Origin of the sequence: Streptomyces sp. NPDC091682, from assembly GCF_044756625.1 — a bacterium.
Taxonomy (GTDB): domain Bacteria; phylum Actinomycetota; class Actinomycetes; order Streptomycetales; family Streptomycetaceae; genus Streptomyces.
The window spans coordinates 1-21,455 of the sequence record NZ_JBIVTH010000007.1 but is presented as its reverse complement, the minus strand read 5'-3'; the positions used below and the strand labels follow the sequence as shown (position 1 = coordinate 21,455).

Here is a 21,455-nt window from a genome sequence, read left to right as displayed (position 1 = left end):
GGACGACGTCAGGGCGTCAGCCGAAGCGGCCCTCGACGTAGTCCGCGGTGCGCTGGTCCGAGGGGGCGGAGAACATCGCCGGGGTGGGGCCGTGCTCGACGATCCGGCCCGGGGTGCCCTGCTCGGCGAGGAAGAAGGCGCACTGGTCGGAGACGCGGGCCGCCTGCTGCATGTTGTGGGTGACGATCACGATGGTGACCTCCTCGGCCAGGTCCCGGATGGTCTCCTCGATGCGGCGGGTCGAGGTGGGGTCCAGGGCGGAGCAGGGTTCGTCCATGAGGAGGATCCGGGGGCGGACCGCCAGCGAGCGGGCGATGCACAGGCGCTGCTGCTGACCTCCGGAGAGGGCGCCGCCGGGCTGGCGCAAGCGGTCGCGGACCTCCTTCCACAGCCCCGCCTTGGTCAGGCACTCCTCCACCAGGTCGTCCTTCACGGCCGTCGAGGCGCGCACACCGGTGAGTTTCAGGCCTGCCGTGACGTTGTCGTAGACCGACATGGCGGGGAAGGGGTTCGGCTTCTGGAAGACCATGCCGATCTGCCGGCGGGCGTCCGTCAGCCGGCGGCCGCGGGCGTAGACGTCCTCGCCGTCGAGCAGGACCTCCCCGGCCAGTTCGGCGCCCGGGATCAGCTCGTGCATGCGGTTGAGGATCCGCAGGAAGGTCGACTTCCCGCAGCCCGAGGGGCCGATCAGGGCCGTCACCCGGCTCGCGGGCATCTCCAGCGAGACCCGGCTGAGGACCTTGCGGCCGCCGAACCAGGCGGAGATCCCGCGGGCGTCCAGGGAGGAGGCACCCGTGGAGGTGACCCGGGGCAGGGTGAGCGTCTCGGTCATGTGGGCCTCGTTCACAGGAGGTTGGGCAGGAGCAGGGCGGCTTGGTCGGACACGGCGAGGCCGAGGGCGGCCAGTACGGGGAAGCCCACCAGCCAGGTGTGGGCGCGGCCCCAGCGGACGCGGGCCCAGGCCAGGGCGGCCGCCGCGAGCAGCAGGGCCTGACCCCACAGAATCAGCGGCATCCAGGCCGCGCTCTGCCCGGCCATCGGGGCCTCGTCGGCGGGCAGCCGGCCGGGGGCGCGTCCGCCGGACTGCTGGGCGGGCGAGACGAGTTCGGCGTCGACCTGGAGCACTCCGCCCGGCATGTACGGGGTTCCGTCGGCGGTCATCAGGGTCAGCAGGCCCGCCTCCCCCGTCGGCCGGGCGGGTTGCGGGTCCCCGGCCCGGCGGACGCCGAGGACCCGGTACGCGTGCTCGCCCTGGCCCGTGGTCACGGTGAAGGTCTCGCCCCGCTCCAGGTCGCCGATGTCGCCGAAGGGGCCGCCGTAGCCCGCCTGGCGGCCCATCAGGATGCTGGTTCCGGGCTGGCCGGGCAGCACGGTGTCGCGGCGGTGCCCGGGACCCGCTGCCAGCACCTCGGCGGTGGTCGCCTCGCGGACCACCTCCCGTACGCCGATCTGCGGGATGGCCAGCAGCGCTACGGGGGCGCCGACCTCGGTCGGGCCCAGCGGGGCGGTGGCGTTGGCGAGCTCGTCGCGCAGCTCGGCGTACCCGACCCGGCGGTCCCGTTCGTGCCGGAGGTGGCCGAGCGGCCCGACCTCGGCGACGAAGCCGAGGAGGAGCGCACCCAGGATGGCCAGGGCGGCGCCGGCGGCCCACAGGCCGGGCCCGGCTGCCGGGGCGGACCCCGGCCCCGCCGGAGCACGGGCGGCTCCGGCGGGTTCGGGGCGCACGTCCACCGGCTCGGTGGCGGTGGCGGTCATCTGTCCTTCTCCGTCGCTCGATTGCTGTGACTGCGGCTGCTACGGCTGCGGCTACTGCGGCTGCTTCAGTTGCCCGGGGTGCCGGAGGCGCCCGGGAAGCTCAGCAGCCCGCGGCGACGGGCCCACCAGACGGCGGAGCCGCCGGTCAGCACCAGGCCCGCGGCGATCAGGGCGAGGGTGACGGCGTCCGTACCCGTGTTGGCCAGGCCGCCGCCCTTGCCGGAGCCGGAGCCACCGGTGGCGCCGCTGCCGGAGGTGCCGGCGGTGCCGCCCGCGGCGGTTCCCGCGCCGCCGGTGGTGACGTTGGTGGACAGGCCCAGTCCGGTGCCGCCGGTGGCGGTGGCCGTGGTGGTCGGCGTCGGAGTCGCGGAGGGGTCGGGGGTGGAGGTCGTGGTCGGCGTCGGGGTCGGGGTCGACGTCTGGGTGGACGTGGGTGTGGGCGTGGGTGTCGCACTGGACGTCGCCGTCCGGGTCGGGGTCGGGGTCGGCTGGCCACCGCCGGGGTCCGTCGTCCGGTACTCCGTGTTCGACGTGAACCACATCGATCCGGTGAAGTCCCCGTACGTCTCGCTGCCGAAGGACTTGCGGCACACCACCGTCAGGTCGTAGCGGCCCTCCAGGGTGGTGAAGCCGGCCTCGTTGGCGTAGTCGCGCATGGTCATCGTCAGCGGGATGACGATGCCGCCCGATGGCGCCTGCCCGTACGTGGAGATCGGGGAGTTGCCGACCACGTTCTTGCCCTCGGCCGGGAAGCCCTTGCCGGTCACCTTCACCAGGACGTTGGTGGCGGGTGCCGGGCAGGCCGCCGAGGTGGCGAGGTCGACGCTGGTGGTGTCGGTGCCCGTGGCCGGGTTGATCACCGCCGTGCCGGCCTGGGCGGCCTCGGCCGCCGCCCCGGGTAGGGCGGCGGCGGCCAGGGTCACGACGGCGGCGACGAGCACGGCGGCTCCGGCCGCGTCGCGCCGGGAGGGACGGGTGAAGTGCACGATGGGCTCCTTCTCGACGATCTCGGGTGTGGTGCGCCGGCGCGCCGACGCGGTGGCCGCCGCCCGGGCCAGGCGCCGGCGGCGCCACAGCCACAGCCCGCACGCGGTGGTCGCGAGAACCAGGGCGAGCAGCGTCCACGGGACCGTCCACAGCGACGCCGAGCGGGTCAGGGACGGGAGTTTCGGGTCCACGCCTTCGCGGGTGGCGACCGCCTGGACGGAGACGACGGCGGAGGAGCGCAGCGCGGGCCGCACGCCGTCGGCCTTCGCCGTGATGGTCAGGGAGCTGCCGGGCAGCAGGTCACCGAGGTCCTTCAGGCCGCCCTCGGTGACGGAGCCGCCGAGCATGCCGTTGATCCGGACGGCCTGGCGGGCGCCGAGGCGTACGTTGCCGGTGTTGCGCAGGGTGTACGTCACCGTGGCCGAGCCGGTGCCGAAGGGGTTGGGGGTGCCCGCGTACGAGGCCTTCACGTCCTCCACGGCGAGGCGCGGGGTCAGCTCCCCGGCGAGGCGCAGGTACACGCGGGTGCCGACGCGCTGGTCGAGGCGGACCTTGTTGCCCTGGGCGTCCTGGCCGCCGGCCGCGAGGGTGGCGACGATGCCGGCGGTGTGGTCGCCGGGGGTGGCGTCCCGGGGGACGGCGAGGGTGAAGGGCACGATGACGTTGGCCTTCGGCGGGACCGTGACCGTGTCCTTCTCCAGCTTGATCCAGCTGCCCGCGTCCTTCGGGGCCTGGCCGGCCGGGAGCAGGTCGAAGCCGCCGTCGGCGGTGTTGACGGCGTCGCTCGCGTAGACGGCGACGGTCAGCGGCTCGTCGCCGTAGTTCCAGACGGCGATCTGGTCCCGCAGCCCCGCGCCGCCGGTGACCCCGTACGAGAAGTGGGCGCGGGTGTCGGGTTCCTTGGGGCCGGCCGGCTGCACGCCGAAGGTGGACTTCCGGTCCTCCGCGGGCGCCGGAGCCGCGTGTGCCTGCGGTACGGCGAACAGCACGAGCAGCAGGGCCAGCAGGGCCATCGGCACGGCGGCGACTGTGGCTGCGGCTGCGGACGGGCCCGGACGGCGCCGGGCAGGGGCGGTGGAGGTCATGGCGCGGGCGTCCGATCCGGGCGTAGGGAGACGATCGAGGTGATCGGGGCGATCTCGGCGATCGGAAGATCGAGGCGTCAGGGGCGGGGCGGGACGGGCGGCGTACTGGGAAGGGCCCGTTCCGCCCCGGAGCTCACGCCTGGATCAGATGGCGGTGAGGGTGAGGGTGGCGCTGTAGGTGCCGGCCACCGTGGAGGTCGGGACGTTCAGCGCCAGGTCGGCGGTGACGTGCGCGGTGCCGAGGCCGGCGCCGTTCGCGAGGGTCCGGGCGGACTTCAGGCCCGCGGTGCCCGCGTCACCGGCGCCGGCGCCGTGCGCCGCCGCGACGGCGGAGCCGGCCGTGACGGTCTGCGCGGGGGCCTTGTCGACGAGCTTCGGGGACCAGCCGAGGTTCTGGCCGTTGATGGCGTGCGTGGCGCCGTCGGAGAAGTCGGTGACCCGGCCGCTGATGGTCCAGCCCGGGTTGCCGGCCCGCGTGTCGGTGAGCGTGACCGGGTTGATGGACCCGGCGGTGGCCAGCAGGTCGCCGTCGGCGTTCAGGACCGGCGAGGGCAGGGTGACCTGCGGGTTGGCGACGCTGATGACCAGCGCGCCGGCGTTGACGGTCGTGGTGACGGTCTCGGAGGCGGTGACTCCGGTGAACGTGCCGACCGTGTACGGGATCGCGCCCGAGTCGGAGCCGGTGAAGGCGCCCGCGTCGGTCGGCACGAAGACGGCGGTGAGGGAGTGGGCGCCGACCGGGAGGCTGCTGGTGGTCAGCACGGCGGTGCCGTTCGCGACGGGGACGGTGCCCAGGGTGGTGGTGGCGCCGCCCACGGTGTCGGTGAACTTCACCGCGCCGGCCGCGCCCGCGGGCGCGACCGTACCGGTCAGGGTCACCGGGCTGAACTGCGGCGCGGTGGAGGCCGGGGAGACCGCGAGGGCGGTCGTGGTCGGCGCCGCCGGGACGGCCGTGACCACGTAGGAGACGTGGGCCGAGTTCGAGCCGTTGTACGAGGCGCTCGCCGGGGTGAAGACGGCGGTCAGGTCGTGCGTGCCGGCGCCGAGGTTGCTGGTGGTGAGGGCCGCGGTGCCGCCCACGACGGTGACGGCGGTGCCGAGGTTGTTCGCGCCGTCCTTGAACTGAACGGTGCCGCCGGCGCCGGCCGGGGCGACCGTGGCGGTGAGCGTGACCGGGGTGCCGGCCTGCGTCGGGCCGGCCGGGGTGACCGCGAGTGCGGTGGTGGTGTCGGTCTTCACCGCCGGGTCGGTGTTCTGGTAGGTGGTGTTCGAGGTGAACCACACCGCCCCGGTGTAGTCGCCGAGGCTGGTGCCGTTGAAGGCCGTCCGGCAGATGACCGTGAACTCGTACTTCCCCTGCAAGGTGGTGAAGCCCGCCTGGCTGGCGTAGTCCCGCATGGTGGAGGTCAGCGGGATGACCATGCCGCCGTTCGGGGCGGTCGGGTAGGTGGTGATCGGGGAGTTGCCGACCACGTTCAGCCCGCCGGCGGGGAACCCGGAACCCTCCACCTTCACCAGCACGTTGGTGGCGTTCGCGGGGCAGGCGCCGGAGGTGGTGAAGGCGATGCCGGACGTGTCGGCGCCGGTCGCCGGGGTGATCTCGATGGTGCCGATCGGGGCGGCGTACGCGGCGCTCGCGCCCGCGAGACCTGCCGCGAAGGCGGCGGTCACCGTGGCGACGCCCAGGGCCAGGGCCCGTGAAACTCTGTTCTTCAGCACAACGGTCTCCAGAATCAGAAGATCAAGGCTCGTTCGTGGATCAGCGATCAGCGATTGGTGGTCGGTGGTCGGTGATCGGTGCTCAGGGGGTCTGCTTGGTGGTGTCGCCGCAGTTCGGGTTCGTGGCGAAGCCGTAGGTGTTGATCACCGCGGCCTGCTTGCAGATCTCGGAGTTCGCGCCGACGAAGACCGTGCTCCAGGGCGCGGTGGCGACCTTGCTGGTCGGAATGACGTTGTAGACGTCGCGCTTCACGCCGAAGCCGCTGTTGAGCACGGTGGGCGCCAGGCCGTCGACGGTGCCGAGGATGGCGCGGCCGCGCAGGTCGGCGATGGTCTGCGAGGACTGCGACTGGTACTGCGCGATGGAGAACGGCACGATCGACTTGTCGTCGAGGACGCGGCCGTCGTGCTCCTGGACCGGGGCGCTGCCCTTCTTGTCCTTGATGCAGGGGTAGACGCCCGCGACGACGTCGGCGTCGGTGATGCCCATCTGGGACTCCCAGAAGCTACGGGTTCCCGAACCGGCCTGCGGCAGGTAGACGGTCATGTCGTAGTTGGGGCCCGCGCCCACGTAGTTCGGGTCGCAGTGGTAGATCGCCTTCAGGTCGGTCAGCGACAACTTGCGCGGGATCGCCGAACCGGGGGTGATCGCGTAGCTGACGCCGTCCACCGCGAACGGGACGTACGTCAGGCCCGGGGCCGCGGCCGCCAGGTTGAGGGAGGAGGAACGGGCGAAGTCCAGACAGCCGTTGTTCGCCTGGAGGGAGGTGAGCAGCGCGGAGCGGCCGGCGCCGCTGCCGTTGGGGCGGGCGATCGTGCAGTTCGGGTTGGCCGCCGGGTCCTTGGTGGTGATGTTCGCGGAGCCGGTGGCGTCGTAGGAGCCGATGACCTTCTGGCCGTTCACGGTGATGGCCGCGGCCAGCCCGTTCATGACGTCCTGGGTGGTGTCGGAGCCGACACCGGAGAGCTGGCGGTACTGCGGCGGGCCGGCCGGGTCGGCGAAGGCCATGCTGGCGCCGGTGGCGCCGAGCGCCAGTGCGGCCGCCGCGGCGGCGAAGGCGATCTTCTTCTTGTTCACGCGGGTTTGCCCCTCAGCTAGGCTGCGCCCCGGGTGGTGCCCGGCACGCGTTGGGTGAAGTTCCGTTGGCGCGGACGAATCAGACGGTCGTGGCCGGGTATCACCTCCCTTCGTCGCGGTGGGCGGCGCCCGCGCGCAGCGCGCGCAGGTGGGGCAGGAGACGGGGCCACAAGCGCGGCAGCAGCGGGCCCGCGAAGGCCGCGAGCGCACCCACGACCAGACAGACCAGCAGCACGTGCCGGATGGCTCCGACCGCCCAGCGCGGGGTGTCACCGGTGGCCCGCGCGGCGGACGCCCGGCCCGCGGTGGCGGCGGGTGCGGCGGATGCGCCAGGTGTGCCGGGTGCGGCCGGAGCGGCAGCGGCCGGAGCCGCGCCGCCCGCGGCGGATGCGGGGGCGGGGGCGGAGCCGCCGGTGGTGGTGGACCCGCCGGAGCCCGGGGCGGCTGCCGCGCCGCCGACGGAACCGCCCGCGGTGGCCGACGTACCGCCGGAGCCGCTGGCTCCGCCCGTCTCGGTGCCCGCCGATCCGCCGGGAGCCGGCTTCTTGCCCGCCTCGGCCGTGACCTTGCGCGCGGCCTCGCGGGTCTGTGCCCGCAGGGCCTCGGGCAGCGGGGCGTAGCCGTGCGGCAGGGTTCCGGCGGCCACGCCCGGGGTCTGGCCCCGGTCGGCCGCGTAGGCGAGGAGGCTGCCGTAGTCCTTGCCCTCCGCCACGGTGAGGTCGGCGGGCACGGTCGCCGCGTAGGTGAGGACGGTGAGCGGGTAGGCCGCCGGGTCCTTGGCCGCCGGGTCGGGGGAACCGACGCCGTTCGCACCGTCCGGACCGGCCTTGCGGGCGCCCGCCGCAGCGATGAGGCCCGCCGGCTCCGGTGCCACGAACCGGCCCGCCGCGTTGAGGAGTTCGGCGCGCACGAGGCCGTACCGGTCGGCGGTGGCGGTGTCGGTGACGGCGAGCACGGCGCGGGCTCCGGCCGGCTGCGGCGGGTCCTTCTTGTAGGCGGGGGGCGTGGCGGTCGCGTCCCAGGAGGTACGGGCGAGGGTGTCGCCGCGGCTCGCGGCGCGGGCGGCCGCGTGCATGTCGCTGGCGTACGGGTGCTTGTCCTGGATGCAGAGCGGGAAGGAGGGCCGGTCGTCGAAGGGCTGGCAGTAGGGGTCGCTCTTGGGGAAGCTGTCGACCGGCAGCGCCAGGTCCTTGTAGTGCGGGTTGACGGCCATGCCCGCGTACGCGCGGTCCCCGTAGGTGCCCGCGTTGTCGGGGACCCCGGTCAGGAACTCCCGGGCCGCCGCGTCCTGTGCCACCCACTCCCACAGCTGGCGGGTGGTGTCGGAGAGCGGCTGCGGTACGAGGGCGTCGCCGAGCTTGCCGCCGAAGTCGAGGCCGGTGTAGTCGGGGTTGTGGCGGATGAACTCCGGGTCGCGGCCCAGGTTCTCGGGGTTCTTCGCGGTGCTCTCGGCGAAGCGCGAATTGCCGTCCTTGTACGACTCGGTCAGCAGCTTCGCGACGAGCCGCGGGGTCAGGCGCAGGGATCCGAGGCGGGTCCCGTTGCGGGCCTTGACCTCGTCGGGGGCGCCGAAGCCGGCCTGGCTCTCGATGAAGTAGCCGATGGTGATGCCGGAGAGGGCGACGGGCGCGTAGACGGGTTTGCGGGTGTCGGACCCGGGGGCGGCCGCGGCGGCGGGCCGGCCGAGGAAGACCAGGCCCGGGGCGCCGGAGAGGAGTTTGACGCGGGCCGTCTCGTCCGGGACCTGGGCGTAGCCGTAGATGGCCTTGCCGCCGGTCTGGCACAGGGCCGGTTGCCAGCGGGTGACGGCCTCGGCGGCCATCTCGCTGCCGAGCGTGCCGCGCTCCTCGGCACCGATCGGGCAGAAGCTGCCGAGCGGTTCGAAGCCGAGGGGGACGACGAGGCGGTGCTTCCAGTTCGCCGGGCTGAGCGGGGAGGACTGGAGCTGGCCGCCGGACTGGCCGGTGTACGGGGTTCCGTCGATCTCGGCGGTGCCGCGCGGAACGACCACCAGCCAGCAGCCGCGGCCGGTGGTGGCGCCCTGCGGATCGCGGACGGCGGCGCCGCAACCGAGGCCGGGGGCCTCGATGGCGGTCTGGGTCTCGAACCAGACCTCGCCGGTGCCGCGGGCGTTGGTGCGGGCGTAGGGGACCTCGTTGGTGCTGTTGACGTCGAAGAACTCGTTCCAGTTGCCCGGGCTGACCGGGTCGTCGGCAACGGTGCGGAAGGGCGCGAAGGAGATCCCGCTCGGGGTGGGCGGCGGCAGCGGCTGGTTCTCGGCGTCCTTGAGGCGGTCGCCGTAGTTGAGCTGGCGGCTGTTGGTGTAGGCGCCGGCGGCCTGGTTCCCGGCGCCCGCGCCCAGCGCCGAGGAACCGCCGAACTGGCACTGGTCGGTGGTGGGTCCGGTCGCGGCGTCGCCCCAGCACTGCATGATCTGGAGGTAGTTGGCGGCGTAGGCGGTGTCCGAGACGGTCGGCGCCCCGCCGGTCCAGGACACCTTGACGACCTGGTCGACGAGGTTGCGGGTCTGGCTGACGGTCACCTTGAGGGTGGCGAAGTCGCCGGAGCCGGTGACCGTCGCCTCGGATCCGTCGGCGGCCGGACCGTTGGCGGCGTACGCGTGCGGCGCGCCGGGGCCGAAGGGGCCGAGGGGGCCGGTGGCGGCCACGACGGGGAGCAGGGCGAGGCAGAGCGCGCCCAGCGCGAGACGGAGCCGCGGGGGCATGCGGACCGGCCGGAGCGGCCGGGGTATGCCGAGCAGCCGGGGCGCGCGGAGTGGCCGGAGCTTGTGGAGTCCGCGCATCAAGGAACCGCGCATCAGGAACCGCCTCCTGCGCGTCGCCGGGCCAGCTGCCGGGTGAGCAGCGGGGGCCCCACGGTGAGGGTGAGCAGGATCAGCGCCCCCAGGACCATCAGTGCGGTCTGGAGCAGCCCGCCGATGCCGGTGGCGGTGGTGACGGGGATGCCGAACAGGTCGCCCGCCCCGGCCGCGAGGGGCCGGCCCGTCTCCGGGTCGACGGCGCCCGCTCCGCCGTCGGCGCCTCCCTCCGCGCCGCCGGAGCCGGAGCCGGCGGCGCCCGAGCCTCCGGTGGCGCCGGCCCCGCCGTCGGCCCCGCCCCCGCCCGTGGCGGAGCCGCCGGTGGCGGCGCCTCCGCCGGACGCGCCCGAGCCCGTACCGCCGCCGCTAGCGCCGGTCGCGGCGCCACCGGAGCCGGAGCCTGAGCCGGCTCCGCCCGAGGCGCTGCCCGTCTGGGTGGGGGTCTTGTTGCCGCCGGTGCCGACCTCGCACTGGGTGGCGCCCTTCTTGTCGCATTCGGCGGGCTGGGGCGCGGTGGTGGCGAGGGTGTTGGTGCCGTCGGCGGAGAAGGTCGGGTTCTTGCAGTTCTTGATGTCGATGTTGGTGGCGGTGACGCCGGGGATGCGGCGGACCTGTTCCAGTCCCGCCTGCACGAGGTTGATCGGCAGCGGCGAGTAGCCGAGCCGGTCGACCGAGCGCTGGCCCTCGCAGAGGAAGTAGTAGGCGAAGGCGCCGAGCGCCTTGCCCTTCTGCGGGTTGAAGTTCGCTTCCTGCGCGGTCGGGATGATCATGTAGCTGTAGCTGGACAGCGGGTAGTTGCGGTGGTCGCTGCTCTCGTCGTAGACCTGGGACAGGTCCTGGGTGAGGTCGGCCCCGATCCTGGCCTTGGTGAGCGAGACGGCGACGTTCTGGGCCGTGGGCTCGGTGTAGTAGCCCGACCCGTTGAGGATCTTGGCGACCGGGAAGCCGGTGGTGGCGACCGCGTAGGAGTACTCGACGTAGGTGATGGTGCCGACGTTGCCGTCCTGGGCGACGTAGCCGGAGACGCCGTTGGAACCGGACTGGCCGACGAAGCCGCGGCCGGCGACGACCGGGAAGTTGGATGTCTGCCCGCAGGGCGTGGAGCGGCCGGCCTTGGCGCAGTAGGCGTCCCACAGGCCGCCGTGGCGCTGGGCCAGCCAGTTGGTCAGCTGGGCCGTGGTGCCCGAGCCGTCGGAGCGGACGACGGGGACGATCCGGCGGGCGGGCAGCGAGGCGGCGAGGGCCGGGTTGTCGGCTTTGATGGCAGCGTCGTTCCAAGTGGTGATGGCACCGGTGAAGATCTTGGCGACGACCTCGCCGGAGAGGCGCAGGTTGGTGACCCGACGGTTGCCGATCTTGAGGTTGTACATGAAGGCCGTGCCGCCCGCGACGATGGGCATGTAGCCGAACTTCCGCGAGGGCGCCGGGTCCACGACACCGGAGTCCTTGATGCCGTAGGGGATCTCGGAGACGGCGAAGTCGACCGTGCCGTTGCGGAACTGGTTGCGGCCGTCGGACGATCCCGTGCCGCTGTAGTTGACCGTCATGCCGTACTGCTTGACGTTGGCGCGCCACTGGTCGAGGGCGTTCTGGCTCCAGGTGGAACCGGCGCCGGACACCGGTACGTAGCTCTCGGCGACGGCGGGCGCCGCGCCGGGCAGGGCGACGGCGACCGCGGCGAGGAGCAGGGCGAGCGCGCGGACGAGGACGCCGGAGGGGGCGCGTCCGTGGTGGGCCGGGGGTCGTCCGGGCATCGGGAACTCTCCTGATCGGTGACGGTTCGTACGGAGCGTGGTGCGGCGGGACGCGCGGAGCGCGGGCACGGCTACGCCCGGGGCGGGGGCTCGGTCCGCCGCTCGCCGGGCTGCGCGGGCGGAGCGGAACCTCCCGGAGCCGGCCCTCCCGGCCCGCCGATGTCCACCCCCTTCAGCCCATGGGACCCGGGCGGCTCCCCGAACCCCTCCGGCTCCCCGGAACCGGGCGGCTCGCACGGCTCGCACGGCTCCCCCGGCCCGGGCGGCTCCGGGGTCAGGTCCTGCTCGCGCTGGTCGGCCCTGGCCGCCATGCGCTCCGCGTCGCGCACCGAGGCGAGGACCCGGCGGTGCTGCTGGCCGCGGCTGAGCTGGCCGGGAGCCCGGCCGCCGATGACGCGGGCGAGCACGAACAGCAGTAGCACCAGGGCCATCAGCAGGGCGGCGCAGCCGAACCCGCGGGCGATCATGGTCTTGTCCGGGTAGCCGACGAGGCTGAAGGTGGCGAGCGGCAGCGACATCTGCGGCCCCTCGACGGGGTTGGCGTTCAGGCCGGCCGCGATGCCCGAGGTGAGCAGCACCGGGGAGGTCTCGCCGATGCCGCGGGCGGTGCCCAGGATCACGGCGGTGGTCAGCCCGGAGCGGGCGGTGGGCAGCACCACCGTCCAGACGGTGCGCCACTGGCCGGCGCCGAGGGCGTAGGAGGCTTCCTTGAGCGAGCCGGGCACGAGCCGGATCACCACGTCGGAGGCCCGGATGACGATCGGCAGCATCATGACGGACAGGGCGAGGGCGGCGGCTAGGCCGGACTTGTCGTGGCCGAGGATCAGGATCCAGGTGGCGTAGACGAAGAGGCCGGCCACGATCGAGGGCAGCGCGGTCATGGCTTCGACGATGGTGCGGACGAACCGCGCGTAGCGGCCGGGGACTTCGTTGAGGAAGACGGCACAGGCGAGACCCAGCGGCACGGTGATCGCGAGGGCGATGCCGATCTGTTCCAGGGTGCCGACGATGGCGTGCAGGGCCCCGCCCTGGGTGAGGGGGTCCAGCGGGCCGGTGCCGGACATGTCCTCGGTGAAGAAGCTGAGGTGGGCCAGTGCCTCCCGGCCGCGCACGATGGCGTAGCCGACGACGAGCAGGAGGGCCGCCAGCAGCAGGGCGGCGATGCTGTGGACGAACACCTGGGCGAGCCGGGCCCGGACGGCCGAGCCGTTCTCGTCGAGGGAGACGAGGACCGCGTACAGCGCCATGAAGGCGAGGTAGAGGACGACGGTGAAGCCGAGCGGCGCGTCGAAGGGCAGGACCCGCCCGAAGAGGAGCGAGGTCAGACCGAGTGCGGCGGCCGCGGCCCCGAGCAGCGCGAGGACGTCGCGGACGTGCAGGGAGGAGGTGTTGCGGCGCTGTTCGACGGGTGCGCCGGGGCCGTCGGGGACGACTTCGGGACGGACGGTGCTGCGCGGCGCGTCGGCGGTGGCCGCGGCGGTCGGGTGCGTGGTGACGGTCATGCCTCGGCCCCCGCTCCGGACCGACTGCGGGCGACGACGGAGGACGCGATGAAGTTGACGACGAGGGTCATGAGGAAGAGGGCGAGGCCGGCGGCCATCAGGGCGGACATCCCGAACTCGCTGGCGGATCCGTAGCGCAGGGCGATGAGGGCGGACACGGAGTTGGCGCCGTTCTGGAGGAGGTGCCACTGCACCTCGAAGACCGGGGAGATGATCAGGTAGACGGCGATGGTCTCCCCCAGTGCGCGGCCGAGGCCGAGCATGGTGCCGCCGATGATCCCGCCCCGGCCGAAGGGCAGCACGACGGAGCGGATGACACCCCACTGGGTGGCGCCGAGGGCGAAGGCGCCCTCGCGTTCGCCCGGCGGGGCCTGGGCGAAGGCCTCGCGCATCACCGAGCAGGCGATCGGCGTGACCATCAGGGCGACGACCATGCCGGCGATGAAGGTGGAGGAGGTGTAGAAGGTGTTCGGGCTGAGCGGGTCGCGCGGGCCGTCCCCGTCGACGGCGAAGAGCGGGAACCAACCGAAGTAGGTCGTGAGCCAGCGGGACAGCCCCACGACGCTCGGCTGGAAGAGGAACAGCCCCCACAGGCCGTAGACCACGCTGGGCACCGCGGCCATCAGGTCGACCAGGCTGATCAGGGTCTGCTTGAGGCGGCGCGGCGCGTACTCGGTGATGTAGAGGGCGGTGCCCGCGGCGAGCGGCACGGCGAAGACGATGGCGACGGCGCCGATGAGGACGGTGCCGGTGAGAACGGTCGCGATGCCGAAGTGGTGGGAGTCCGGCTCCCACGCGGAGGTGGCGAGGAAGGCCGGGCCGGCGTCGGTCAGGGCTTCCAGGGCGCGGCCGCCGAGGAAGACGCCGACCAGGGTCATGATCAGGAGGACCGTGGCGCCGGCGCCGCGGGCGGAGCCGCGGAAGATCCGGTCGGCCGGGTCGCCGCCCTTGGCGAGGGGGCGGGGTGCGTCGGCCCGGTCGGCGGGCTCGGGCGGGCCGACGACGGTGGTGGTGGTCGCGGTGGTCACAGCAGGCCTCCCCCGCGGACGGCCAGCCCCGGCGCGTCACCGGCGCCGGGCAGGCGCAGGCCGCGCAGCCGCCGGGTGTAGGTGACGCCGGAGGCGACCTGCGCCTCGGTGACGGCGGACAGGAAGAGCTGGAGGCTGTGGCGGCATTCGCGCTGGCGGCGGAAGGTGCGGACGGCCACGGCCACGCAGTGCTCGTCGAGGGTGAGCTGCCAGGTCCAGGCGCCGGCGCCGCCCCCGGCGGTGGTCGCGGTGGCCGCGGTGGCCGCCGCCGAAGCGGTACCGGTGCTGCCGGTCCCGGGGGTGCCGCTGCCGGTCCCGGGGGACATCACCACGAGCGGGCTGACCCGGGCCGCCTCCGTGCGCAGCCGTTGCACGGCGGAGCAGCAGGCCGTGAGGCTGCTGTGCATGTGCGGACTGCGGCCGAGTTCGTGGTTGTTGGCGCCGACCAGACGCCAGGTCACCGCCTCGGGACAGCCGCCGGCACCCCCCTGGTCCGTAGCGCGCCCGGGCCGCTGACGTCGTGCGACGTCCACCCACGACACGAACAGAAAACGTGGCCGAGACACTGGTCCGCCCCCTTCCCCCCACAAGCCGTGCGTGGCCTGAAACCGGCCGTCCACCCATGGCCGCGGGCATGACAATCCACGGGGCGTAGGGCCGTTCGGCACACGGATCGGTGAAGCAGAAACGGAGAACGTGTGAACGAGAGGCGGGGGCGTGTGTGCGCCCTGTGATCCCTAGGAGATACCGAGGAGGCGCACCGCTTGGTAGTAGGTCCAGGCGGTGCCGTCGCACGACTTCCTGCGGGGGCCCGAGTACTGCGCGCAGACCCGCTTCATGTCCGCGTGGAACGCCAGATCCAGCCGTGCCTTGGCGGCCGAAAACAGCCCTGCCGTGCGGTGGTTGCGGTAACCGAAGTCGTGGCGTGCGCAGGCGTCCGAGAAGGGGAAGCCGAAGAGGTTGTCGGGGGACGAGGTGCAGTGGTCCGTCGACCAGTCGAAGGCGTACGCGGCCCAGGCCGCCCGGTGCTCGCGGGCCTCGGCCCATTCCTGGTAGCTGGCGGCGCTGGGCTGCGTCCAGCGGCTCAGCACCTGCGGCTTGTCGGCCGGAACCTGCGGTGCGGACCAGGCAGCCGGGGCGAGGGCGAGCACCACGGTGACGGCGGCGGTGGCGAGGGCTGGGGCGAGGCGGCGACGGCGCATGGGGGTTCCTCGGGGCCGGGTCGGACGGATCACCTCCGGCCAACTCCCGCGGGCCCGCCGCGGTTACTGCGCGTCGACGCAACCGGACCCGACACCCTCCCAGGTATGAGTCCGTATGGGACCTGCGGCGCAGTCCCAGTTCGTCCTGCGGAGGGACGCGCGGCGGGGGCCGCCCGTCGACACTGGAAGCATGAACCGCCGCCCGCTCGTCGTCGCCGCAGCCACCGTGGGAGTCCTCGCCACCGCCGCCTTCGCGCTGCCCAATCTGCCGCCCAACCCCGTGACCGACACGATCGATAGCAAGGTGTACAAGGAGAAGGGCAAGCGCTTCGCGAGCGCCGCCGATGCTCCCAGGCGCGAGAAGGCGCCGTTCGCCTTGCCGTCCTGGATACCCAAGGACGCCACCGACGTCCGCATACGGGTGCGTACGGGCGGCGAGGCGCGGCTGATCCGGTTCACCCTCGGCGCGACCCCGCTGAACGGCCCCGAGTGCAGCACTGGCACACCGAAGCCGGTGGGCACTCCGGACCTGCACGCCAGGTGGTGGCCGGGCAGCCTGCGGGAGGGTGTGCGGTCCGAGTGTCGGGGTCCCCACCAATACCAGGTCGCGGTGCGCGGCAAGCGGGTCTACGCCTGGACGGACGGCACCCCGTCCCCGGGCTCCATGGGGCCCCGGGACGGAGCCGCCTCCAAGCCCCGGACCCACGGCTGACCCACGGCTGACCGACGGCTGACCCGCGACTGGCCCGCGACTGGCCCACGGCTGACCCACTCTGCGCGACCGGCAGGCCCGGGAGGCCCGGGAGGTCAGGACCGGCGGGCAGGTCAGGCCGGCCCGGCGGCAGGCACGAGGCGCAGCGGAGCGTCGCCGACCGAGGACAACCCGGGGCTGGGGGCCCGGCACGGAGTCTGGGGGATGAGGCGCGGTGCCAGACCCGCGAGCCCGACATGATCGGCAGGACGCCCGCCAAGGGCTGTCCCGCGGCAGGGGGTGCGGCGGCCGCCACGCCGTGCCGCGCATCGGCTGACCATCCATCATGCGCGCACTATCGTGACCGCCATGGACATCCGCCGGGCCCTCACCCCCGCCGAGCTCGTAGCCGCCGAGTCCCTCTTCGACGGGCCTGCCCGCGAGGAGTGGTCCGAGCGCTTCCTCGCCGCCCCGGGACACCTGATGCTCATCGCCTACGTCGACGGCGTGCCCGCCGGAATGGTCTCCGGCATCGAGATGAGCCACCCCGACAAGGGCACCGAGATGTGCCTGTACGAGCTCTCCGTGGACGAGGGGTACCGCCGTCGCGGCATCGGACGGGACCTGACCCTGGCCCTCGCCGAGGAGGCGAAGGCGCGCGGCTGCTACGGCATGTGGGTGGGGGTAGACACCGACAACGAGGCCGCCCTGGCCACCTACGAAGCTGCCGGCGCCCGCGACGAGGGCGTCTTCTCGATGCGCGGCTGGCCCCTCGCCCCGTAGTCGAAGCACCCCGTCCGCTCGCGGCCCCGCGCAGCCGCCCCGCGCAGCCGCCCCGCGCAGCCGCCCCGCGCAGCCGCTCCGCCCAGCTGCCCCTCGCACCGCCTCCCCGGCAACCTCCGGCCGCTGCACGGCGCTTAGGGTGTTCGCTGGTCGACCCATCGGTGGACCAGGGGACCGGGGGAGGCCGATGAACAGCGCGACCGAGGTGTTCGAACCACTGCGGGCGGACGATCCGACCACAGTGGCGGGGTACCGCATCGCGGCCCGGCTCGGCGCGGGTGGCATGGGCCGGGTCTACCTGTCGCACACCCAGGGCGGGCGACCGGTGGCGATCAAGGTCGTGCGCCCGGAACTGGCCGAGGACCCGGCCTTCCTGCGGCGGTTCCGCCGCGAGGTGGAGGCCGCCCGGCGGGTCCGGGGCGCGTACACCGCCGAACTGATCGACGCCGACGCGGACGGGATGCCGCCCTGGCTGGCCACCCTCTACGTGCCCGGGCCCTCGCTGTCGCAGGCCGTGGCCCGCCGCGGACCGCTGCCCGTGCCCGCCGTGCTGTGGCTGCTGGCGGGTGTGGCCGAGGCCCTGCAGGCCATCCACGGCGCGGGCATCGTGCACCGCGACTTGAAGCCGTCGAACGTGCTCCTCGCCGCTGACGGGCCCCGCGTCATCGACTTCGGCATTTCGCTGGCGTCCGACACCACCGCGCACACCGCCACGGGCGCCACCATCGGCACGCCCCAGTACATGTCCCCCGAGCAGGCGTCGGCGGGTGAGGTCACGGCAGCGGCCGACGTCTTCGCACTGGGCCAGACGGCGGCGTTCGCCGCACTGGGTGAGCCGCTCTACGGCTCCGGCCCGTCCGCGACCGTGCTGTACCGGATCGTGCATTCCGCGCCCGACCTGTCCCGGCTGCCGGAGGAGCTGCGTCCACTGATCGCCCGGTGCATGGCCACCGACCCGCAGGAACGGGCCACCCCCGCCGAGATCGTGGCGTGGTGCCGGATGCAGCTGGGCGAGGACGCCGACGCGGACGGCGGCCCCGCGCTCTGGCGCGAGGTGACCGGACCGGAGCTCACGGTCCCGGAGCCCGTTCCCGAGCCCGTACCCGAGCCCGTATCCGGGTCGGCAGGGGCACCGGCGCCCGTTGCGCCGCACACGCTGCACCAGGTGTGGCAGCCTCCGCAGCCGGCGGCTCCGGAAGGGCCGGAGGAACGCCGGCGGCGCCGGCGGCGCAACGCGCTGGTCACCGCCGCGTCGGTGGCGGCCGCCACAGTGCTGCTGGGCGGGCTGTGGGCGGTCATCGACCAGACGGCCGACAACCTGCGCGACCGGGCGAAGTCCCCGACGGCCAAGGGCACACCGGCGGGCGGGACCCGATCGGCGAGCGGCTACCCGAACCGCCCGGCCGCCGAATCCGCTCCGAGGTCGAGCTCGAGTCCGGGGTCGAGTCCGAGTCCGAGTCCGTCGGCGAGCGGTCCCCCGAAGGCCATCCCCTACCCCTCGTTGAGGCTGGACGAGGAGAACTCGATCGCCATCAAAGAGCCGGTCGCGCGTGCCACTCGCGCCGGGGACCTGCGCCTCAACTGCGAGCAGGTGGGCTGCACGCTGGAGAGCGACACCAGTGCGATCACCCTCCTGTCGGGCGGACCGAACGGCTCCCTCGACACCTGCCGGACCGCCCTCGAGAAGGGGGCCAAGAGAACCCAAAGCTTGGGACAGGCGGCAGCCGGCAGCGAGTTCTGCATCAAGCACCCGTCGGGGGACATCGCGCTGCTCGTGCTCACCCTCAAGTCGACTCCGTGGTTGGGGGACCTGCCGAGCTCCCTGCACGCCGACATGACGGTCTGGCGCGCGGCCTGACGGAGCGCTCGCCCGCGCTCGCCCGCGCGGGCCCGGTGCGGACACAGGGCTTACCGGGCCCGGATCGACGCCGTCCCGGTGCGAGCCGGACCGGCGCCGCTCCGCACCCGGCCCGGGTCCACCCGCACGGCGGCGTGTCCTACGCCCACCCGGCGCACCCTCCGCGCACCCTCCGCGCGCCCGCGCCGCCGTTCGCCGAGCATCGGCCGCATGACCGCATTCGCCGCGCTCCTCCCCGCCGCCGCCCTCCTCGCGGCGGCCACCACGGCCGCGACGGCCACCAACCCCGTCACGGGCGCCCCGCCGGCTCCCCGTTCCGGCAGCGCCCCCTACGTCGTCGTCCTCAAGGACACCACCTCCCGCGCCCCGACCCGCGCCCTGGCCGCCGAGGCCGTGCACGCCGGCGACGAGGTCGGACCCGTCTACGAGGCCGCCTTGAACGGCTTCGCCGTCCGCACCACGCCCGCCCGGGCCGCCGCCCTGGCCGCCGATCCGCGGGTGGCCTCGGTGGAGCCGGACGCGGAGTTCCACACCACCGACACCCCGGACGCCGTCGCCGCACCCGCACCGCAGCCGGGTCCGCAGGCTCCCGCGCCCTGGGCCCTGGACCGCATCGACCAACGCGAACTCCCGCTCGACGGCTCGTACACGTACCCGAGCAGGGCCGAGGGCGTCACCGTCTACGTCATCGACAGCGGCATCAACACCAGCCACCGGGAGTTCGGCGGTCGCGCCCGCACCGGCTACAACGCGCTGTTCCTCGGCGGTTCCCGCGACTGCAGCGGTCACGGCACGCACGTCGCGGCGACCGTGGGCGGGGAGACGTACGGGGTGGCCAAGGGGGTCTCGCTCGTCGGGGTGAAGGTGGCCGACTGCCGTGGTTCCGCGAGCCTGTCGGCGCTCCTCAAGGGTCTCGACTGGGTGGTGAAGGACGCCGCCAAGGCGCCCGCCACCCCGGCCGTGGCCAACATGAGCATCGGCGGCAGCCGCAGCAAAGCCCTCGAAACGGCCGTGGTCCGGGCCGTGGCCTCGGGGATCACCGTCACCGCGGCCGCCGGGAACGACGGCAAGGACGCCTGCGGCGGATCGCCGGCCTCCGTCCCCCAGGCCATCACGGTCGGCGCGACCGACGCCGAGGACCGGCGGGCGCGCTTCTCCAACCACGGCCCCTGCGTGGACCTCTGGGCTCCGGGCGTGGGCATCACCTCGGCATGGAAGGACTCCACCACCGCCACGGCCCGCGCCTCCGGCACCTCGATGGCCGCCCCGCACGCGGCCGGGGTCGCCGCGCTGATCCTGGCGCGCGGCACGGCGCGGACCCCGGCGCAGGTGGCCGCGGAACTGCTGCTCAGCGCCGTGCCCGACCGGATCACCGGGCTCCCTGCCGGCACCCCGAACCTGCTGCTCCACACGCCCACCCGGCGCTAGGCCCTGTCGTCAAAGTCCCGCCCCCGCTCACCCCGACCGGTCGGTATTCGATGGTCCATCAGACCTACTCTGATGGGCCATCAATTTCTGTGTGCTTCGCGGCAAAGCAAGTCATTGACTTCTCATCACGGTGACGCGTCAATATCGGCCACCGCACCGGCTCGGCCTCCCCCACACAGCGGGTGGGGGGAGGGGTTCGTCATGACGAAGGAGTCGCGACCCAGTGAGTACGAGAACGCATCGACGAAGAGTGCTGGCCGGGGCGGCCGCCCTGTCCCTGGCCCTGACGGGCACGGTGGTGGGTCTGGCGGGCTCCGCGCAGGCCGCGACCAAGACCACGGCCGTCTTCGAGAACTGCGACGCCCCGGCGCCGCAGCCCGACGGTTCGGGCAACCAGAACTGGACGGTCACCCTGCCCGACGGCGCCAAGGCCGGTGACGTCGTTCCGATCACGATCGACCCGGGCGCGAGCCCGCTGATCCCCGGGTTCTCCGTCACCACGGTGAACACCTCCAAGATCACCCTCAAGGTCGGCTCCACCACCCAGGTGGTCACCAGCCCGCCGGAGACCGTCTCGGTCATCGCCGGACAGCCGCTCGACCCCAAGGCGTTCTCGGGAACGATCAAGATTCCGGACGGCAGCGAGGGCACCACGGTCCAGGTCGCCCTCGACCTGGCGGTGACCGACGCGGACCTTTCCGGTTCGGTCTTCACCACCACCTGCACCCCGGCGCCGCGCCCGAGCGCCTCGCTCGGCTCGGTCGCGGTCGAGGCCCTGCCCAAGGACCCGATCACCACGAAGCTGACGCCCAACAGCGGCCCGGCGGGCACCGCCGTCGCCGTGACCGGCGCCAACTTCCCGGCGGGCGCCGTCACCTGCTCCGCCCTGCTCGCGGGCGCGGTGACCGGTGACACCGGTGCGGGCACCGCCGACGCGTCCGGTGCGGCCACCTGCAACATCACGGTCACCAAGAAGGCCGACGCGATCAGGATCGACGGTTCGATCACCCCGTACAAGGCCTTCGTGTTCCTGGAGGAGCAGGCCGGTGTGAAGAACCCGGTCGACGTCGAGGTCCTGCCCGGCCCGCTGGCCCTCGGCCCGAAGGACGGCCAGCCGGCCGTCAGTTTCGGCGCGGTCACCATCAACGGAAAGGCCCAGTCGGTGGTCGGCGTCTTCAACGCCGCGACCGTCCAGGACTTCCGCGGCGGTTCGCTCGGCTGGGACGTGACGGCGACGCGTACGCCGTTCCTGAACCAGGCCACCGGCCACTCGATGGCGAAGGCGCAGATCGGCATCCAGCCGTCCTGCACCGTGACCAACCCGGACAGCCCGAGCACCTGCACCACGGGCACCCCCGGCGCGATCTCCGACGTCCCGATGAAGGTGGCCTCCCAGGCCGCCGGCGGGGACGAGCTGACCGGCGGTGAGTTCGCCGTCGGCGGCGCCGGGATGATCCAGCTCCCGCCCTTCATGTTCGCGGACACCTACCAGACGGTCGTGACCTTCTCGATCAGCTGATCCGTCCGGACGCACGGCCCAGGGTGGTGGGGGGGGGGGGGGGGGCCGCCCCCCCCCCCCCCCCGCGGCCCCCCCCCCCCGCCGCCCCCCCCCCCCCCCCCCCGCGGGGGGCCCCCCCCCCCACACCCCCCCGCCCCGCGGGCGCTTGCGGCCCAGGAGACGGGGCCAAGCCCCAACACCCCCGACCAGCCACAGCCAAGCACCGCGCAGCAACCCCGCACCGCCCCACACCACCCAGCCCCGCCGGC

The 21,455-nt window shown here is 73.8% G+C and carries 16 protein-coding genes; 5 read left to right on the top strand and 11 right to left on the bottom strand.

Annotated features, from left to right (window positions below; genetic code table 11):
- Positions 1–16 precede the first annotated feature (16 nt).
- From ACIQK6_RS17475 to ACIQK6_RS17425, 11 genes are all read right to left on the bottom strand, one after another.
- On the bottom strand, positions 17–832 hold the full coding sequence (locus ACIQK6_RS17475; protein WP_329101902.1) for a phosphate ABC transporter ATP-binding protein: 816 nt from the start codon (positions 830–832) through the stop codon (positions 17–19).
- A gap of 11 nt (positions 833–843) precedes the next feature.
- Positions 844–1,755 (bottom strand): sortase domain-bontaining protein, encoded by a 912-nt coding sequence (locus tag ACIQK6_RS17470; RefSeq protein WP_329101900.1) that lies wholly within the window; start codon positions 1,753–1,755, stop codon positions 844–846.
- 65 nt (positions 1,756–1,820) lie between these two features.
- Positions 1,821–3,827 (bottom strand): WxL protein peptidoglycan domain-containing protein, encoded by a 2,007-nt coding sequence (locus ACIQK6_RS17465; RefSeq protein ID WP_402695036.1) that lies wholly within the window; start codon positions 3,825–3,827, stop codon positions 1,821–1,823.
- A gap of 144 nt (positions 3,828–3,971) precedes the next feature.
- Positions 3,972–5,546, bottom strand: a complete 1,575-nt coding sequence (locus tag ACIQK6_RS17460; protein WP_402695035.1) for an Ig-like domain repeat protein — start codon at positions 5,544–5,546, stop codon at positions 3,972–3,974.
- 82 nt (positions 5,547–5,628) lie between these two features.
- The gene (locus ACIQK6_RS17455) at positions 5,629–6,624 is read right to left on the bottom strand and encodes a substrate-binding domain-containing protein (protein WP_329101894.1); all 996 of its coding nucleotides are present in this window, start codon (positions 6,622–6,624) and stop codon (positions 5,629–5,631) included.
- A gap of 100 nt (positions 6,625–6,724) precedes the next feature.
- Positions 6,725–9,442: a hypothetical protein gene (locus ACIQK6_RS17450; RefSeq protein WP_329101893.1), complete on the bottom strand. Its 2,718-nt coding sequence runs from the start codon at positions 9,440–9,442 to the stop codon at positions 6,725–6,727.
- The gene (locus tag ACIQK6_RS17445) at positions 9,442–11,196 is read right to left on the bottom strand and encodes a phosphate ABC transporter substrate-binding protein PstS (RefSeq protein WP_402695034.1); all 1,755 of its coding nucleotides are present in this window, start codon (positions 11,194–11,196) and stop codon (positions 9,442–9,444) included. The genes ACIQK6_RS17450 and ACIQK6_RS17445 overlap by 1 nt, the downstream gene beginning before the upstream one ends.
- Positions 11,197–11,267: 71 nt before the next feature.
- Positions 11,268–12,698 carry a phosphate ABC transporter permease PstA gene (gene pstA / locus ACIQK6_RS17440; RefSeq protein WP_329101889.1) on the bottom strand — a complete coding sequence of 477 codons (1,431 nt, stop codon included), beginning with the start codon at positions 12,696–12,698 and terminating at the stop codon, positions 11,268–11,270.
- On the bottom strand, positions 12,695–13,726 hold the full coding sequence (gene pstC / locus ACIQK6_RS17435) for a phosphate ABC transporter permease subunit PstC (RefSeq protein ID WP_402695033.1): 1,032 nt from the start codon (positions 13,724–13,726) through the stop codon (positions 12,695–12,697). The genes pstA and pstC overlap by 4 nt, the downstream gene beginning before the upstream one ends.
- Positions 13,723–14,187, bottom strand: coding sequence for a hypothetical protein (locus tag ACIQK6_RS17430; protein WP_402695032.1), 465 nt, complete (start codon positions 14,185–14,187; stop codon positions 13,723–13,725). The genes pstC and ACIQK6_RS17430 overlap by 4 nt, the downstream gene beginning before the upstream one ends.
- Positions 14,188–14,463: 276 nt before the next feature.
- Positions 14,464–14,928 (bottom strand): phospholipase, encoded by a 465-nt coding sequence (locus ACIQK6_RS17425; RefSeq protein WP_402695031.1) that lies wholly within the window; start codon positions 14,926–14,928, stop codon positions 14,464–14,466.
- A gap of 190 nt (positions 14,929–15,118) precedes the next feature.
- Here ACIQK6_RS17425 and ACIQK6_RS17420 point away from each other — a divergent pair, with 190 nt between their 5' ends.
- From ACIQK6_RS17420 to ACIQK6_RS17400, 5 genes are all read left to right on the top strand, one after another.
- Positions 15,119–15,640, top strand: coding sequence for a hypothetical protein (locus ACIQK6_RS17420; protein ID WP_329101881.1), 522 nt, complete (start codon positions 15,119–15,121; stop codon positions 15,638–15,640).
- A gap of 279 nt (positions 15,641–15,919) precedes the next feature.
- A complete protein-coding gene (locus ACIQK6_RS17415) occupies positions 15,920–16,402 on the top strand; it encodes a GNAT family N-acetyltransferase (protein WP_329101880.1) in 483 nt (160 codons plus the stop codon).
- A 187-nt stretch (positions 16,403–16,589) separates the two neighbouring features.
- Positions 16,590–18,260, top strand: a complete 1,671-nt coding sequence (locus tag ACIQK6_RS17410; protein WP_329101878.1) for a serine/threonine-protein kinase — start codon at positions 16,590–16,592, stop codon at positions 18,258–18,260.
- A 210-nt stretch (positions 18,261–18,470) separates the two neighbouring features.
- The gene (locus ACIQK6_RS17405; protein ID WP_329101876.1) at positions 18,471–19,688 is read left to right on the top strand and encodes a S8 family serine peptidase; all 1,218 of its coding nucleotides are present in this window, start codon (positions 18,471–18,473) and stop codon (positions 19,686–19,688) included.
- Between the two features lie 223 nt (positions 19,689–19,911).
- Complete coding sequence (locus ACIQK6_RS17400; protein ID WP_329101874.1) at positions 19,912–21,207, top strand: hypothetical protein; 1,296 nt, start codon at positions 19,912–19,914, stop codon at positions 21,205–21,207.
- Positions 21,208–21,455: the final 248 nt, after the last annotated feature.

Excerpts from the sequence above, each read along its gene's own strand:
- ACIQK6_RS17475 (WP_329101902.1), bottom strand. The coding sequence starts at position 832 with ATGACCGAGACGCTCACCCTGCCCCGGGTCACCTCCACGGGTGCCTCC.
- ACIQK6_RS17470 (WP_329101900.1), bottom strand. The coding sequence starts at position 1,755 with ATGACCGCCACCGCCACCGAGCCGGTGGACGTGCGCCCCGAACCCGCC.
- ACIQK6_RS17465 (WP_402695036.1), bottom strand. The coding sequence starts at position 3,827 with ATGACCTCCACCGCCCCTGCCCGGCGCCGTCCGGGCCCGTCCGCAGCC.
- ACIQK6_RS17450 (WP_329101893.1), bottom strand. The coding sequence starts at position 9,442 with ATGCGCGGTTCCTTGATGCGCGGACTCCACAAGCTCCGGCCACTCCGC.
- ACIQK6_RS17445 (WP_402695034.1), bottom strand. The coding sequence starts at position 11,196 with ATGCCCGGACGACCCCCGGCCCACCACGGACGCGCCCCCTCCGGCGTC.
- pstA (WP_329101889.1), bottom strand. The coding sequence starts at position 12,698 with ATGACCGTCACCACGCACCCGACCGCCGCGGCCACCGCCGACGCGCCG.
- ACIQK6_RS17425 (WP_402695031.1), bottom strand. The coding sequence starts at position 14,928 with ATGCGCCGTCGCCGCCTCGCCCCAGCCCTCGCCACCGCCGCCGTCACC.
- ACIQK6_RS17420 (WP_329101881.1), top strand. The coding sequence starts at position 15,119 with ATGAACCGCCGCCCGCTCGTCGTCGCCGCAGCCACCGTGGGAGTCCTC.
- ACIQK6_RS17410 (WP_329101878.1), top strand. The coding sequence starts at position 16,590 with ATGAACAGCGCGACCGAGGTGTTCGAACCACTGCGGGCGGACGATCCG.
- ACIQK6_RS17405 (WP_329101876.1), top strand. The coding sequence starts at position 18,471 with ATGACCGCATTCGCCGCGCTCCTCCCCGCCGCCGCCCTCCTCGCGGCG.